Annotated in this window: 13 protein-coding genes and 2 pseudogenes; 6 read left to right on the forward strand and 9 right to left on the reverse strand. The window is 57.4% G+C overall.

The genetic code is table 11. From position 1 onward, the window contains the following. Window positions 1-695 precede the first annotated feature (695 nt). From QE432_RS25410 to QE432_RS25430, 5 genes are all read left to right on the forward strand, one after another. Entirely contained in the window at window positions 696-2,132 is a 1,437-nt protein-coding gene (locus QE432_RS25410; RefSeq protein WP_113049314.1) for a cytochrome ubiquinol oxidase subunit I, read from the forward strand. A 1-nt stretch (window position 2,133) separates the two neighbouring features. Further along, window positions 2,134-3,144 (forward strand): cytochrome d ubiquinol oxidase subunit II, encoded by a 1,011-nt coding sequence (gene cydB, locus QE432_RS25415; RefSeq protein WP_111799852.1) that lies wholly within the window; start codon window positions 2,134-2,136, stop codon window positions 3,142-3,144. After that, a complete protein-coding gene (locus QE432_RS25420; RefSeq protein ID WP_082546262.1) occupies window positions 3,144-3,284 on the forward strand; it encodes a DUF2474 domain-containing protein in 141 nt (46 codons plus the stop codon). Before cydB ends, QE432_RS25420 begins: the two co-directional genes overlap by 1 nt. Before the next feature lie 103 nt (window positions 3,285-3,387). Next, a complete protein-coding gene (poxB, locus tag QE432_RS25425; protein ID WP_373465237.1) occupies window positions 3,388-5,118 on the forward strand; it encodes a ubiquinone-dependent pyruvate dehydrogenase in 1,731 nt (576 codons plus the stop codon). Window position 5,119: 1 nt separating this feature from the next. Next, the gene (locus QE432_RS25430) at window positions 5,120-5,257 is read left to right on the forward strand and encodes a hypothetical protein (protein ID WP_156390108.1); all 138 of its coding nucleotides are present in this window, start codon (window positions 5,120-5,122) and stop codon (window positions 5,255-5,257) included. Window positions 5,258-5,623: 366 nt separating this feature from the next. Here QE432_RS25430 and QE432_RS25435 read toward each other — a convergent pair whose 3' ends face one another. The 8 genes and pseudogenes from QE432_RS25435 to QE432_RS25465 all read right to left on the reverse strand — a co-directional run bounded on the left by QE432_RS25435 (window position 5,624) and on the right by QE432_RS25465 (window position 13,485). Next, window positions 5,624-9,733 carry a trifunctional serine/threonine-protein kinase/ATP-binding protein/sensor histidine kinase gene (locus tag QE432_RS25435; protein ID WP_112391778.1) on the reverse strand — a complete coding sequence of 1,370 codons (4,110 nt, stop codon included), beginning with the start codon at window positions 9,731-9,733 and terminating at the stop codon, window positions 5,624-5,626. 240 nt (window positions 9,734-9,973) lie between these two features. After that, window positions 9,974-10,243: pseudogene (locus tag QE432_RS25440) on the reverse strand (NTP transferase domain-containing protein); the annotation flags it as partial. A 60-nt stretch (window positions 10,244-10,303) separates the two neighbouring features. Further along, entirely contained in the window at window positions 10,304-10,648 is a 345-nt protein-coding gene (locus tag QE432_RS26680; protein WP_373465233.1) for an XdhC family protein, read from the reverse strand. Between the two features lie 2 nt (window positions 10,649-10,650). Then, window positions 10,651-10,878: a hypothetical protein gene (locus QE432_RS25445; RefSeq protein WP_111790815.1), complete on the reverse strand. Its 228-nt coding sequence runs from the start codon at window positions 10,876-10,878 to the stop codon at window positions 10,651-10,653. A gap of 120 nt (window positions 10,879-10,998) precedes the next feature. After that, on the reverse strand, window positions 10,999-11,325 hold the full coding sequence (locus tag QE432_RS25450; RefSeq protein WP_111790816.1) for a carboxymuconolactone decarboxylase family protein: 327 nt from the start codon (window positions 11,323-11,325) through the stop codon (window positions 10,999-11,001). A 585-nt stretch (window positions 11,326-11,910) separates the two neighbouring features. Next, a pseudogene (locus QE432_RS25455) lies at window positions 11,911-12,266 on the reverse strand (DUF302 domain-containing protein). A 122-nt stretch (window positions 12,267-12,388) separates the two neighbouring features. Then, a complete protein-coding gene (locus tag QE432_RS25460; RefSeq protein WP_111790817.1) occupies window positions 12,389-13,084 on the reverse strand; it encodes a VIT1/CCC1 transporter family protein in 696 nt (231 codons plus the stop codon). Further along, complete coding sequence (locus QE432_RS25465; RefSeq protein ID WP_065687622.1) at window positions 13,081-13,485, reverse strand: OsmC family protein; 405 nt, start codon at window positions 13,483-13,485, stop codon at window positions 13,081-13,083. The genes QE432_RS25460 and QE432_RS25465 overlap by 4 nt, the downstream gene beginning before the upstream one ends. Before the next feature lie 295 nt (window positions 13,486-13,780). On the opposite strand from QE432_RS25465, the gene QE432_RS25470 reads away from it, so the two are divergent. Continuing rightward, the gene (locus QE432_RS25470) at window positions 13,781-13,987 is read left to right on the forward strand and encodes a hypothetical protein (protein WP_111790818.1); all 207 of its coding nucleotides are present in this window, start codon (window positions 13,781-13,783) and stop codon (window positions 13,985-13,987) included. 45 nt (window positions 13,988-14,032) lie between these two features. Here QE432_RS25470 and QE432_RS25475 read toward each other — a convergent pair whose 3' ends face one another. Further along, complete coding sequence (locus QE432_RS25475; protein ID WP_306627357.1) at window positions 14,033-14,866, reverse strand: oxidoreductase; 834 nt, start codon at window positions 14,864-14,866, stop codon at window positions 14,033-14,035. Window positions 14,867-14,902 lie beyond the last annotated feature (36 nt).

Raw genomic sequence — 14,902 nt, forward strand, 5'->3', positions numbered from 1 at the left:
ACGTGGCCAGCCTACAGCTTCATAAAGGAGGGCTAGGCCTACGTATCAGTTATTCCGCGGCGCTTTCCCCTTGAACTCTCCTGACCTCAATCGGCTCAATCTTCGTATCGCCGCCCCCCGATACGCTTGATCGAAAGCCCTCCCTTTATGGCGATCTCAGCAACCGTTAATGGACGGCCGGCTCAACTCGATGGACCGCCGGACATGCCCTATTACGGCCTTGCGCGACCTGCTCGGCATGACGGGCACAAAGTTCGAGTGCAGTATCGACCAATCCGGTGGATTCACCCTGCAGATCAACGGCGAGCCGGTCAGGTCCTGCATGCTTGCAATCGGGAGAAATCGATGGCGCGATAACGACGATCGAGGGGATTGGCGAAACGGAGGAGGGAAGAGGCATCCACAGTTTCTGGCTTTCGCTTGAGGTCTTGCAATGTGGCTACCGCCAGTGCGGGCAAATCAAGCCACTTTCGCTCTTCTTGCCCGCGACCCGAAGCCCGACGATGCGGCCATTGACGCTCCGATGTCCTCTGTTCGGCCGCTTTATATCAAGGCGTAGCCTAGCTATACCTAGGTTTAATTGCGGGCCAGGCGCCCAACCGCGATTGTGTTGGCAGATGCTTCTTTCAAGCGTTCGACATTCGAGCACGTAACGCTCGCCATCAATTAATCAATCAACGCCAAGGAGCGTCTCGATGCTGGGTTTCAGCGCATTGGAACTTGCGCGATTGCAATTCGCCTTCACCGTCTCGTTCCACATCATTTTTCCCGCCATCACGATCGGACTTGCCAGCTATCTCGCTGTACTCGAAACGCTGTGGCTGATCCGACGTAATCCAGTTTATGTCGAACTCTATCACTTCTGGTCTAAAATCTTCGCCGTTAACTTCGGCATGGGCGTCGTGTCCGGCCTGGTGATGGCCTACGAGTTTGGTACAAACTGGAGCGGCTTTTCGCAATTCGCCGGTGGCGTTACCGGGCCGCTGCTGACCTACGAGGTCTTGACCGCCTTCTTCCTGGAAGCGGGCTTTCTCGGCGTCATGCTGTTCGGATGGAACAAAGTCGGTCCTGGACTGCATATGTTCGCAACAGCCATGGTCGCGCTCGGCACGCTGATCTCGACTACCTGGATTCTCGCATCCAACAGTTGGATGCAGACGCCGCAGGGTTTCGAGATCATCAATGGCAAGGTCGTTCCGACCGACTGGCTGGCGGTGATCTTCAACCCATCCTTCCCCTTCCGACTGGCGCATATGACGCTTGCCGCCTACCTGTCAACGGCGCTCTTCGTGGCCGCTGCAGCCGCTTGGCACCTACTGCGTGGGCGCTCGACACCCGCGATCCGCAAGATGTTTTCGATGTCATTGTGGATGCTGATCATCGTGGCACCGGTCCAGATGTTTGTCGGCGACGCGCATGGCCTTAACACGCTCGAGCATCAGCCGGCAAAGATCGCGGCGATTGAGGGCCACTGGGAAAATGATCCGAACGCCACCAACCTGCCCCTGATTGCCTTCGGTGTTCCTGATATGGCTGCCGAAGAGACAAAATATGCAATTGAAATTCCTTATCTAGGCAGCCTGATCCTCACTCATACGCTGCATGGAAAAATCCCGGGCTTGAAGGAATTCGCTCCACAGGATCGCCCCAACTCGACAATCATATTCTTCACTTTCCGCATCATGGTCGGTCTCGGGCTCGCGATGTTCCTGCTCGGAGTCTGGGGTGCGTTCCAGCGCTGGCGCGGCAAGCTTTACGATACAAGGCCATTCCTCCTGTTCGCCCTTTTTATGGGGCCAACCGGGTTAATCGCGGTCCTCGCCGGCTGGATCACCACGGAAGTCGGACGCCAGCCCTGGGTGGTGTACGGCATCCTGCGTACCCAGGACGCGGTATCCAATCACGCGGTCCTGACCCTGACCATCACGCTGGTCATGTTCATAGTGATGTATTTCCTGATCTTCGGTACCGGTATTGGCTTCATGCTGCGGATGGTTGCCCATGGCCCAGACGAGGGTCGTGGTGGCACGAGCCCTCAACACGAGGGACAGATCAATCGTCCCGCGCGTCCGTTGTCTGCAGTTCCCGACACAATCAACGCCGCGCCGATGCGCGAAACCACGGAGGTTTGAGATGGGTGTTGATCTTCCCCTCATCTGGGCTGTCATCATCGCATTCGGCGTCATGATGTATGTTGTAATGGATGGTTTCGATCTCGGGATCGGCATCCTCTTCCCGTTCATCAAAGATCGTCATGAACGCGACGCCATGGTTAACACCGTGGCGCCGGTCTGGGATGGTAATGAAACCTGGCTCGTGCTCGGTGGTGCTGCCCTGTTCGCGGCCTTCCCGCTGGCCTACGGCTTCCTGCTCAGCGCTCTCTACCTGCCGCTGATGTTCATGTTGGCCGGTCTGATCTGGCGTGGCGTCTCCTTCGAATTCCGCTTTAAGGCTTCCGATCGTCACAAACCTTTTTGGGACCGTGCGTTCGCTGGAGGCTCCTATGTTGCGACCTTCTCGCAGGGCGTGGCGCTCGGTGCCTTCATTAATGGCTTCAAGCTCGAAGGCACGACCTTTGCCGGCACAGCAGTCGATTGCTTCACCCCGTTCAGCATATTCACCGGCTTTGCCTTGATGGTGGCCTACGCTCTGCTTGGTTCGACCTGGCTCATAATGAAGACGTCGGACGACCTGCATCGTCGCATGCGGGATTTAGCACAATGGATCGCCATCGCCCTTCTCGTCGTGATTGCTATCGTAAGCATCTGGACGCCGATCATGCATCCTCAGGTCGCCACACGGTGGCTGAGCCTACCCAATCTGTTTTTCCTTGCTCCCGTTCCGGTGCTGGTGCTTGGCGTGACCTGGCTTCACCTCCGGGTTCTGCGAAGCCGTGAGGTTCACGCAGCACCGTTTATCCTGGCGCTCTTGATGATCTTTCTCGGTTACACCGGTCTGGCAATCAGCATGTGGCCGTATGTTATCCCGCCGTCGGTCACGATCTGGGCCGCAGCTTCCCCGCCTGAGAGCATGGGCTTCGCACTCGTCGGCACGCTCCTGATTATCCCGATCATCCTCGTCTACACGACGTGGTCCTACTACGTGTTTCGCGGGAAGCAGACGGTCGGCGATGGGTACCACTGATGACGATCAGGACCTCTGTAAAGGAACCGGCCAAGCGTGTCGGCTGGATGATTGCCATCTGGACCATTTCGGTCATTGGCCTCGGCATATTCGCCGTGACCTTCCGCTTCATCATGTCACTGGCAGGACTGACCGAATAGTCCCGCCACGACCCAGTCCAATCCGAAGACTTTTCACGCGATCGCGTGCCGGCATTGAGAAAATGCGTGGCGATCAAGAATTTAAATTACCATCAAGGAGCGCATCATGGCCAAGAAAGCAGCAGACCTCATCACAGATATCCTCCACGCTGCGGGCGTGCGTCGCATCTATGGCGTCGTAGGCGACAGCCTGAACGGACTGACCGAGTCGTTGCGGGTTCGCAAGGACATCGAATGGGTCCACACCCGGCATGAAGAGACAGCGGCCTTCGCGGCTGGCGCTGAGGCCCATCTCACAGGCGAACTTGCAGTTTGCGCCGGGAGCTGCGGGCCGGGCAACCTTCATCTGATCAATGGCTTGTTCGATTGCCATCGCTCGCGTGTTCCAGTTCTCGCCATCGCCGCCCAGATCCCATCGGCGGAAATTGGTCGCGGCTATTTCCAGGAAACCCACCCCGATCAGCTCTTCCGAGAATGCAGCCACTTTTGCGAGATGGTCAGCCATCCCGATCAGCTTCCTGGCGTTTTAGAATCGGCAATCCGTGCAGCTGTCGGCAAGCGCGGCGTGGCTGTCATCGTCGTCCCAGGTGATGTGGCGCTATCCGAGTTTACCGGTAAGATTTCGCAAGCAGCAGCATTCGCTTTGCCCCAGTCCACCGTCACGCCGCAACCCAGCGAGATTGTACAGCTCGCCGATATTCTCAACAGCAGCGCCAAGACCACACTGTTCTGCGGCCGCGGTTGCCAGGGCGCCCATGCCGAGCTGCTGATGCTGGCCAAACGCCTCAAGGCGCCGATCGTCCACGCCCTGGGCGGCAAGGAGCACGTCGAGTGGGAGAACCCTTTCGACGTCGGTATGACTGGTTTTATCGGCTTCTCCTCCGGTTACGCCGCCATGCATGATTGCGACACGCTCGTGATGTTAGGCACCGATTTCCCTTACCGCCAGTTCTTCCCGTCCAATGCCAAGGTCGTCCAGGTGGATATACGACCGGAAAATCTCGGCCGCCGCGTCCCCCTCGATCTGGCACTCGTCGGTGACGTCAAATCGACGATTGAGGCAGTGCTCCCGCTTGTCGAAGCGAACCCCGATACTGCCTATCTCGACTTCTGCAAAGAACGGTATGTCAAGGCTCGCGCCGGTCTCGATGATCTTGCTACCGGAAAGGCTGGTCGCAAGATTCATCCCCAGTATCTTGCGAAGCTCGTCAGCGATCACGCTACAGAAGACGCCGTCTTCACTTTTGACGTCGGCACTCCTACAATCTGGGCGGCTCGTTACCTGAAAATGAATGGCAAGCGCCGCATGATTGGCTCTCTGTCACACGGGTCCATGGCAAACGCGATGCCACAGGCAATCGGGGCCCAGGCTGCTTATCCCGGTCGTCAGATCATCAGCCTTTCCGGCGATGGTGGCTTTGCCATGCTGATGGGTGACTTTTTGACGCTCGTCCAGCAGGACCTGCCAGTCAAGGTCATCATCTTCAACAACTCGACGCTTGGCTTCGTCGCGATGGAGATGAAGGCGTCGGGTTTCCTCGAAACCGGAACGACCTTGAAAAATCCAAATTTCGCTGAGTTCGCCCGATCTGTAGGCGTTCATGCAATCCGCGTCGAGGATCCCTCCGAGTTGGAGGATGCGATCAAGGATATTCTGGCGTATGACGGGCCGGCGCTTCTAGATGTAGTCACCAACACTCAGGAGCTTTCCATGCCACCGCAGATCAAGGCGGAGCAAGTGAAAGGCTTCAGCCTTTGGGCGCTGCGTACGGTAATGAACGGCCGTGGCGACGAACTCATTGATCTGACGCTTTCGAATTTCCTGGAGCGCTGACATGATCCTTGAAGCAGCACTTGAGCGACCGATCAAAATCGGCACCCTAAGTGTAATCTTTCCGGACGGGACGGCCAAGGCTCTTCGGAACGGGCGGCGAGCCTCGGGCATCAATGGCGATCTGACGCAAAAGGCGTAGGGTCGGGCTGGCGAGAAATCGGGCGTTGGCCTTAGGTGAAGCCTATATGGATGGCGACGTCAAACTTGGCGATCGGGATCTTTTTGGCACCCTCGATTTTCTGGCGATGAACTCGATTACCGCGGTAGCCGTCCCTTCGAAAAATTTATGACACGCAGAATTACAATTTATGCTTCTGTCATAGACGCTAGCGGATCGACCACATTGAAACGGAGGCATCGGCAAAAAAGAATAGGGCAACGTGAACTGCGGACGCCTCCGCGACTCACGTTCGCTAAGTAACGGTGAGTATAGCACAGCGGCACAGGTGGTGCCCGCCACAAAGCGAGAGATAATTCGCTAGCGGATTTGCTTCGACAATTCTCGCTACGCAGCGGCTTCGGCGCCTTTATTTGCCGGACTGGTCGTCAACGGCAGCCGGAAAATCATCGTGGTACCAGAGGAATTTGTGCTGCCAATGCTCAGGCCCCCGCCATGGACCTCGGCAATTGTCTTGCAAATCGCAAGACCCATGCCGAGACCCTTGTCCTTGGTGGTGAAGAAGGGATCGAAGATGGAGTCCCTTGCCGATGCAGGTATGCCGGTTCCGGTGTCAGAAACGGCGAGGATCACGAAGGTATCGCGGACCTCGCTTTCGACTCGGAGACGGCGGCCACCCGATTGCGGCTCCATCGCATCGAGCGCGTTGGTCATCAAATTGAGGACCACCTGTTGAACTTGGATCGGATCGGCGAAAACAGAGCTACCTTCGGCGAGCACACATTCGATTTCAACCCCGTCCGCACGGCTGTCCGTCTCGACAACTGTGAGGACGTCTTTCACCACGTTGTGCAGGTCTAGGAATTCGAGATTCGCCGGCGCCTGCTTCGCAAGCGAACGAAGGGCGGAGATTATGTTGCTCGCCCGCACACCTGACTGTTCGATTTTTGTGAAATTCGTGATTGCATTCTGAACCTGCGGGACCGGTTGCTTTAGCCAGCGGATGCCAGAATTGGCGAATGTAACGATAGCAGACAGCGGCTGGTTGACTTCATGAACGATCGAGGCCGCCATGCCCCCCAGAACGCTGACATGGGAATTCTTGATGAGTTCGGCGCGAGCACTTCCACGGGCCATGTCCTGGCTCTTCTGAGCGGCGCTGCCTCGCTGGTGCTGCTCCAACTGTCCCTTCAGGCGGAGAGCTTCCGTGGTTGCGACAACAAAGAGCTCGATGGCCTGTTCGATTTCGAGCGAGAAGGCATCGCTGAGTGCGTTGTTCTCCAGATAGAGAATGGCGAAAACACGATCCTTGTCCTTGAGGGGAACGCAAAGAAGCGACCTGACTGGGCATTCCTTTAAGGCTAATGCATGCGCGTCGCCAGCCTCGGTCTGTGCGTCGCCGTATCGGAGCGAAAGTGCAGATTCCACCACAAGCCTGACGATCGTGGCAGGGGCCATCTCGGCAGTCACGCGGGTCTTTTCTGTTAAAACATTCGTGACGCCATCACGAAGGCGCGTGCTCGCGATGATGGAGAAATCGTCGCCATCGACACTGATGAGTTGGCCGCGCATGGCGCCAGAATATTTCACTGCGGCAACGATAAGATCCGTCGTGAGCGAGTCGGATCTTTCGATTGGCTGAATAACGCGATCCGGAAGCTCGATATCGACAGGAACAGAAAAGACCTCGGCAAATTCAGCCCGTAGTCCGTTAGCCAACTGGTCCGCACCCCATTTCTGGTAATGGGCCTGGGCCTGTCGGATATGGCCAAAGGCGGCAAAAGACAGGCCAGTCTCAAGGGAAAGTCTCCCGGCCCGCTCATGTACAAGAGCGAGCTCGTGCCAGAAGCCCGCTTCCTTTGCAGCCTTGATCGAACGCTCATACTGGCGAAGCGCTTCGATCGTGTCGCCAGCGGAGAGTGCGGCTTCGGCGTCCACAAAAGCAAGCTTGTTTTCGAATGTCGCGGGGTTCCGTTCGGCCAGAACGCGCAATATGTCACGGTCATCGTTGCTGGGGTTACCTACGCCGGTCATCTGGTTTGCCAAGGCCGAATAAAAATGGAGATCCGCAACGTGGATATGAGCGGGGGTCGTCCATTTCCATTTTCTCGCCTGAGCAAACGATTTCATGGCGAGTTCGATCTGACCACGATAGAACTGTGAAATGCCTTCGAAGAGGTGGCCCCAAAAGATCAGGGGAGACATTTCGGATGCTGTGTCCGAGGTCGCAAGTGCCAGAATCATGCCTGACTCGACACTGCGATCTCTTAAGCCCTGAACGAATGCGAGCTGAACCTGCAGGATCCGGATGACCTCCTCGAAGCCAACACTCCGCGCCATTGCGATGCCGCGGTTGGCTTCGTTGGTCACCACGGAGAGCGGCGCTCCCATGGAGAGCAAATCCGAGACGATGTGGTTGGTCGCATAGCATGCCATGCTGATATCGCCGCTGTTCCTTCCCTGTTCGAACGCCTCTTTGGCGCGAGCCAGCGAGTAGGAAAGAGGCTTTAGCCAGACCGATACCTGGTCGAGCGCGACCAGAGCCGAGGTCCGATACGCGCTATAGGCATGCGTGCCCGAAAGCGCCACCCCCGCCTCGGCCATAGCCAGAGCATTCTCGTAGTCGCCATATTCGCTGGCAAGGCAAACTCCGCACCAAGCGAGACCATAGCATGTTGCGTCGCAGACACCGTGTTCGGCCGACAGTTCGACAATTTTCGCTGTGTGTAGGAATTTCAAACCGTCATCGGAAAAAAACGATGATTGCAAAGTTGCCAAGAGACCCACAGCGACAGCGATCGTGTCGTCCGAGAGGCGTGCATGTTCTCTGATCGTGGGTAGCGACAATCTTTCGACTGCAGCCGTTACCGCCTCATATGCGGCATCGAGTTCTGCCTTTGTGGGCTTTCGCGTAAGCGAGATGCCAAGCAGTCTCAGACCGGAAAGAGCCACTTCGATTGCTTGCTCGAACTGTCCCCGCAATATAAGCACTGCGGCACGCAGACGCGCAGCTCGAGCCTGATCTGCTGGCGAGCCGGCGTAAGCAATAAGGCGATCGAGCTCTTGGTCGTCGATAGCTGCTCCAAATTGATCGACGAGGATAGCGCAGCGAAGCTCGGCAAATCCCCAATGATATCTGTCCGAGGACTTGGAGAATGAAACGAGTTCCATACCCTTTTCGGCATAGCGAAGCGCGCCATCCAGTGAGCCGACCGCTTTAGCGATCTGGGCGGCTTTTATAAGAGCAGCAAGCGCAGGCTCAAGGCCTGCAAGCAGAATGGGACTGGTTCGAGCCTTCACTATCTGTTCGGCTACGGCAAGATGTTGGTCTGTTCCCGCGGCGTTTAGCTCCAGCATGCTTTTTGCGATATAGGCGTGCCTGGATGTCTTGTCATCCTTACTAAGAGCACCACGGATATGCTCCCGAACCGAGTCGTGGGAGAATTGGCACCAATTCCCGTCGATTTGGACCAGCCCAAGGGTTTCTGCTGGCTGTAGCGATTGCTTGAGGGCGCTGATTGAAACCTCGGCAGCAGAGCACAGAACGCTCTGCTCGCTTGTAAAACCGACGCAGGCGGCAAATTGGAGAACCCGCCTCGTCTCCGATGGAAGTTCGGCGACGATGCCGCTCAGCAGCGAGTTCAGGCTCCAGTTCTTCTGATCAGAGACGAACTGAGCCAGATCCGGTGTGGTCTCAGCCCGATTAAGTACATTCAAGATGAGCTGTATATGGAACGGGTTCCCTCCTGCAACGGACTGGACAAGGCGCGCCAATGGGCCGGTTGTCTCCCCATATCGCTGGGCGGAAATCAGCCCCTCCACAGCATCGAATGCAAGCGTCTTCAGGAGAATATCGGTAACCCGAACAGCAGTGTCACCGAGAAAATTCTGCAACCCAACTTCTCGAAATTCCGACGTGTAATCGGTCCGATAGGTACCGACGATCAGCATGTCCCGAAAGCCGCGCTCGGACAAAGCCCGCATCAACTGGATCGAGCTTTCGTCGAGCCAATGGAGATCGTCGACAAACAGGACGAGAGGAGTGGTTGGAGAGCTGCTCGCTTGGATCGCGTCGATCAGGTGATCCTTTACCCGATTGGTTGTCGATGACGTCACCGCGTCACGAACAGATGCAAGCTCTTCGATTTCCGATGCGGGGCGAAGCTGGCGAAGCGCCTTCAGGATCGCACTGTAGGGTACTCGTTGGAATGCTTCGTCGGCCTTGCCGACAGCGTATTTGATATATTCGTTTGCGTTCAGAAACGCGTTGACGACTGACGTCTTCCCGAAACCGGCGGCACCGCCGATCAAAACGATTTCGCCGAAACCCGTCTGCGATACCCTATCATAGGCCTGAAGAAGCACGTCGAGTTCGGTTTCCCGACCAAAGATTTGCCGGTTTCCAAGAGCATAAGTCATCAGTTTCCCATCGGGTATAGGCTTGCAAAGCAAGCCGACAAAACATCTCGGCAAAGCGTTGTCAAAGCGATTTTGCATCGCAGCAATAGTTTTGGTGAGCCTTATTCAAAGGACATGCATATCGTTCAACGCCACCTGGAGAAGGGGCTTGTTGCTGGCAGGTTGATCGTCTGGCTTTGGATATTTTCACCGCCCTGATTGTGCCGTCGACGGTGTCCACAACATTCAACGCGACCATACCGATATCGCATAACGGGTTGGGCAGGGGCTGGAGTGAATGACATGCGGGGCCCCGGTATCGCCGTCAAGGAGGGCAATCTAACCTATCTGGGCAATTGCTAAAATCACCCGATGGCCGGGCAGATCGCCGCTGCTGCCGCGCACAATCTTTTGCCCATTTACCTCTTTGAAAACTCTGGCGAAGCACTGGACGTGTGATGCTCGAAGATCGGGCATGTCTGCCAACTCGACCAGCACGGCGTCTGGTCCCGACATATCCTGATTTGACGGGCCGAGCGCCAGTGACTTCCCCATGCCACCAGCGTAGCGGTTGCTGACCACGACCTTCATCGGCAGTCCTGCGAGCGCCGCCTGAACCTCGGTGACACAGAACGCCCACTATTGCCGTCGGCTTTGCTTCAACCAGTGTCATCGCCTATCGCCGCACCAGCGGAATGCTGTCAAATTCAACAAACGGTTTGTATAAACCTGCTGCCATCCTGCCCGATCGACCAGCCGCCAACAGAACCGCTCCAATCTTATCATCGGCGCCTTGATCCTCGCGATTTCGGACGCCGCGAAACCTTCTGATGCCAAGCGATCACATCGCTTCCGATTGGTACGGGTGCTGCCCAGCGCACCCGCATAAAACGCCTTAGATCGCAGATCCATCGCAAGGAGAGGCGTTTCCGCATCGATATCGTCACGCAGAACCGCGGCCGTGGTAGACGGACCTATCAGCTGTGTGAGTTCCTCGGTCCGGCCCGGATCCACGACTATGACATAGACATTTGCCGTTCTTGCGAGGCGCGCGACCGCAGAGCAATGTTCGAGGGCTTGAACGCAATCTCGTCTGCCCCCGAAACGCCTTTGCTGGGACTCGTCTCCACTGGGCGGATCTGTGTTTCATTGTTATCTTCACCGTCGCTCGAGACGCCTTCGAAGGGCACCGTGGTGTCGAAGTCACCGTGGCGGGCGTCGTAGAAATCAGACGTTTTTGCCATTACCGTTCCGATTTGCTTGAAGAATGACAGACCGGGTGTCGCGCGCGAGATTGGAACAGACGATTCCGGACGGTGAAAGCTCAAGATTGATCCGGACCCGTCGAGATAGGGTGCAGCCCTTCATTCAATGTCGAGGGCCCCGAGCGTTTCTTTGGCAATCGACGACGCGCTGATAGCGGCGGGGAAGCCACCATAAAAGGCGAGATGGGTGATCACCTCGCTGAGCTCTTTCTTGCTGAGGCCATTCTTGATAGCGCGGCGCAGGTGCGCGCCCAGTTCGCCTGGTCGATACATAACAACCAAAGCTGCAACGGTGATCAAGCTGCGGTCGCGCTTTGACAGGCCTTCGCGTGCCCAAACCTCTGAGAACAACGGGTCGTCGACAAAATCGGAGAGCGCTGGCGTGAAGGCCTTGGCCATGTCGCGGGGGCGGATCTGCTTGGACATAAGGGTTCTCCGGTTGATTTTGGATCGTCTCAAGCCTACGTCTCGCCATCCAAGCCGGCCATTGAGCCAAAGTCTGGCTAGGACTACACCTTTGTATAGGTGATGTCCTTTGCCGCCAGAGGCCACGTTTACGAAGAATAGTACTGTGCGGAAGGCTCTACGAGGTTACGACGGCCTTACCAAGCTGCCGTTGCGTGCACCCTACCAGCGCGACCCAGCATTTTTGCCTAGGAGCAAGCGCTCCCGTCAGTGCTTTGGTCTGGGGCATAGTCGTGACGACCGCCGGCCATTTTTTTGCAAACGCGATCGAAACAGCTTTCGGCCATTTGGGCCTCTACCCTGACCTCGTTGTTGCGCTGGTGATCGTTCGAATCGTTTGGGCACTGGTCATTTGTCTCACACAAAACGAGCTAGCACCTCCAGGCCGAGCTGCGTATGGCGGCAGAAGACAAGCCACGCTGTGCAATCATCCGCAACATCTGGCGTGCCCTGGAGACCTGAGCGCGCAATCGGAGACACCGCCACAAGCCGGGCGCAATCAAGACCCGCTCAGGCAGCCTGCGGCAGTGCCGGGGAACCAATGCCTCAGATCGCGGCGACGGCGTCTTGCAGCAGACACCTCACCTGGCCAGCGACCGTCTTGAGGTGGGGATTGTCGATCGCTTGCATCGAGGCGACGGGATCGATGGCGCTGGCCATGATGGTCCCTTCCTCCAGCGATCGCACGATCACATTGCAGGGCAGCATGGCGCCGACCCTGGGCTCCATCTTCATCGCCTCAAGCGCCATCATCGGATTGCAGGCGCCGAGAATGAGATAGTCAGCTACATCGACGTCGAGCTTCTTCTTCATTGTCGCTCGCACATCGATTTCGGTTAGCACACCGAATCCTTTGGTCGACAGGGCTTCCTGGTGGCTGCGACCACAGCGTCAAATGGCATGCCTTTGATTGTCTTATCGAGTGTATAGGTAATGATCTCACTCCCTGGCGACCGGCGCATGCCGATCTTGTTGCCGGTGTTGGACCCACACCGGAGTATATCCTCTGAGGGTCGCGCACCTCCTAGACGGCGGTGCCCACCAGCGCGCCAATGCCTGCCGTCAGCGCCATGGCAAAGGCACCCCAGAAGGTGACCCGGATTGTGGCTTTCATCACGTCTGCCCCGCCACCCTTGGCGCCGATGGCTCCAAGCAGCGCGAGAAACAACAGCGAAGCAGCCGAGACGAGCCAGACAAGTTGGTCTGCCGGCGCCAGCCACACCATTGCGAGCGGCATCGTGGCACCGACAGCAAAGGTCAGCGCCGATGTCAGGGCAGCCACGATCGGTCTCGCAGTGGTGATCTCGGAGATGCCGAGTTCTTCGCGGGCATGCGCCTCAAGCGCATCCTTCTGCATCAACTGCTCGGCCACCCTTCTGGCCAGATCGATATCGACACCGCGTCTGGCATAAAGTTGCGCCAATTCTTCTCGCTCCAGATTGGGTTGGCTCTCAAGCTCCAGTCGTTCGCGGTTGAGATCGGCCTGCTCGGTGTCCGCCTGGGAGCTTACCGAGACATATTCGCCCGCCGCCATCGACATGGCCCCTGCCACAAGTCCTGCGATGCCGGCGATCAGAATCTCGGAACTCCCCGCCGCAGAGGCTGCCACCCCGACGATCAGGCTTGCGGTCGACACGATGCCGTCATTGGCGCCGAGAACGGCCGCTCGCAGCCATCCTATCCGGGAAACGAGATGCGTTTCGCTGTGAAGGCTCCTCATAAGGCCCTCCGGATGACGCCATCAAGGCGAGCTGCGAGAGCGATGGTGTTGGAGATCGTACCGTATTTGCGGACGTTCTTGTGCAGGAGTTCGAGCCGCTGTTCGCTCTCCTCGGTATCGACCAAGAGTTCGTAGTCGATGGAGACGATACGCGGCAGATCATCCTGCCGGACGGCATGAAGCATCACTTCGACACCATCGAGAGAGAAATCGAGGAGGGGCAGGACGCGCTCGATCCCCTTGATCATGCAGGCTGCAATCGACGCCAGCAACAGTTCGGCCGGATTGAAGGCGTCGACCGGGCCGGTCAGTCCGGTAGCAAGCCTGATATCTGCATTCTCTGTGCGCGCCACGCTCTCGCTGGGATCAATCCGCCGTGCCAAGATTCTGTATTCAAGCATCGCAAGTCCTCCCTCATGTGACCCTCTTGGAGGAACACGAGAGACACCGTATCATCTGACCTCATGCGGGACTTGATCGACGTCAAGACAAGGGGAGACCGTCCACCACCAAGATCATGAGGCTCGCTGCAAGGACAGAATAGGATATGCAGTTGGGGCAGACTAAGACCTCGGCAGGCGAGACAAGCTCTAGCCACTTGATGCAGATCAGCACCAAATTTACAGTTGCAAACGGAGCCAGTGTGTCTCACGAGGTCAGTTCGCCGGCCCCTACGGCGGTATGGCGGTTGAGAAGATGAGGATCAGCATCATGCCGATCCCGGTGGCGACAATCGGCGTGGCCGTCCACCTGCTGACCCGACCCAACAACGGCTGGAGGTTTGCATGTTGCGCCAGGCCTACCCGTGTGATCATTATTATCGTACGCGCGATGATGCTGTTCAGCGTCGCGACGACGGCGCTCGCGCTCAGACGGTTCGTATCCTTTCAATGGGAGGCCTGAAAGCTACCTCCCATCGGATGAAGTTTAACCAGACGAGCGTCGTCATTAGTCAACGGCGAAGTCGGTCGAGACCGAGACGGCGCGCCATTCGGAGAGAATGGCGTTGTCCTGTGCATGCTTCTTTTCGATCGCTGCGACGGTATCACTACCGAGCGGGAGGCGGACCGGCGGATTGGCGGCGTCAGCGAAGGCGATCAGGACCTCTGCCAGTTTTTGAGGGTTGCCCGGCTGGTTGTGGCTGAGTCCGGCCGCTATCGTGCGGACCTTGCCAGCGGTCGCTTCGTAGTCGCCAATGATATTGCCGCTCACCGACAAGGACGAACTGTCGAGGAAATCCGTGCGGAAATAACCCGGCTCGATGACGGTGACATGGATGCCAAGCGGCGCCAGTTCGTCATGCAGGGCTTCGCTCAGCCCCTCGACGGCGAATTTGGTCGAGGAGTAAACCCCGAAACCTGCTGCGCCGCGATAGCCGCCGATCGACGAGATATTCAGGATGCGGTCGGAACGGGCCCGGCGCATAAAGGGCAGGACGGCGCGGGTCACGTTGAGGAGACCAAAGACGTTGGTGCGGTATACAGCCTCGACCTCAGCCACGGTTGCTTCTTCGACGGCACCCATCAATCCGAACCCAGCATTGTTGAGCAGGATATCGATGCGGCCGAAGCGCTCGATCCCGGCTTTGACCGCTGTGGTTGCCTGTCTGTCGTCGGTCACATCGAGGACGACCGGAAGCAGGTTGGGATGCTCGCCGAACCGATCGGTGATCGCTTTGGGATTGCGGGCGGTAGCGACGACGGCGTCGCCCTGTGCAAGAGCGCGTGTGGTGACGAGGGCGCCAAAGCCGCGCGAGGCGCCGGTGATGAACCAGATTTTCATGAGGGTGTTCCTTGATGCTGGATTGATGGGGAAAGC

The sequence above is a fragment of the Agrobacterium sp. SORGH_AS_0745 genome, assembly GCF_030818995.1.
GTDB classification, from domain to species: Bacteria; Pseudomonadota; Alphaproteobacteria; order Rhizobiales; family Rhizobiaceae; genus Agrobacterium; species Agrobacterium tumefaciens.

What these genes read in the sequence shown, in the direction of transcription:
- QE432_RS25450 (WP_111790816.1), bottom strand. Translation starts at nt 11,325, where the DNA reads ATGTCCAAGCAGATCCGCCCCCGCGACATGGCCAAGGCCTTCACGCCA.
- QE432_RS25460 (WP_111790817.1), bottom strand. Translation starts at nt 13,084, where the DNA reads ATGAGGAGCCTTCACAGCGAAACGCATCTCGTTTCCCGGATAGGATGG.
- QE432_RS25475 (WP_306627357.1), bottom strand. Translation starts at nt 14,866, where the DNA reads ATGAAAATCTGGTTCATCACCGGCGCCTCGCGCGGCTTTGGCGCCCTC.
- QE432_RS25430 (WP_156390108.1), top strand. Translation starts at nt 5,120, where the DNA reads ATGATCCTTGAAGCAGCACTTGAGCGACCGATCAAAATCGGCACCCTA.
- QE432_RS25410 (WP_113049314.1), top strand. Translation starts at nt 696, where the DNA reads ATGCTGGGTTTCAGCGCATTGGAACTTGCGCGATTGCAATTCGCCTTC.
- QE432_RS25435 (WP_112391778.1), bottom strand. Translation starts at nt 9,733, where the DNA reads ATGCAAAATCGCTTTGACAACGCTTTGCCGAGATGTTTTGTCGGCTTG.
- QE432_RS25445 (WP_111790815.1), bottom strand. Translation starts at nt 10,878, where the DNA reads ATGGCAAAAACGTCTGATTTCTACGACGCCCGCCACGGTGACTTCGAC.
- QE432_RS25465 (WP_065687622.1), bottom strand. Translation starts at nt 13,485, where the DNA reads ATGCTTGAATACAGAATCTTGGCACGGCGGATTGATCCCAGCGAGAGC.
- QE432_RS25420 (WP_082546262.1), top strand. Translation starts at nt 3,144, where the DNA reads ATGACGATCAGGACCTCTGTAAAGGAACCGGCCAAGCGTGTCGGCTGG.
- QE432_RS25470 (WP_111790818.1), top strand. Translation starts at nt 13,781, where the DNA reads ATGAGGATCAGCATCATGCCGATCCCGGTGGCGACAATCGGCGTGGCC.
- cydB (WP_111799852.1), top strand. Translation starts at nt 2,134, where the DNA reads ATGGGTGTTGATCTTCCCCTCATCTGGGCTGTCATCATCGCATTCGGC.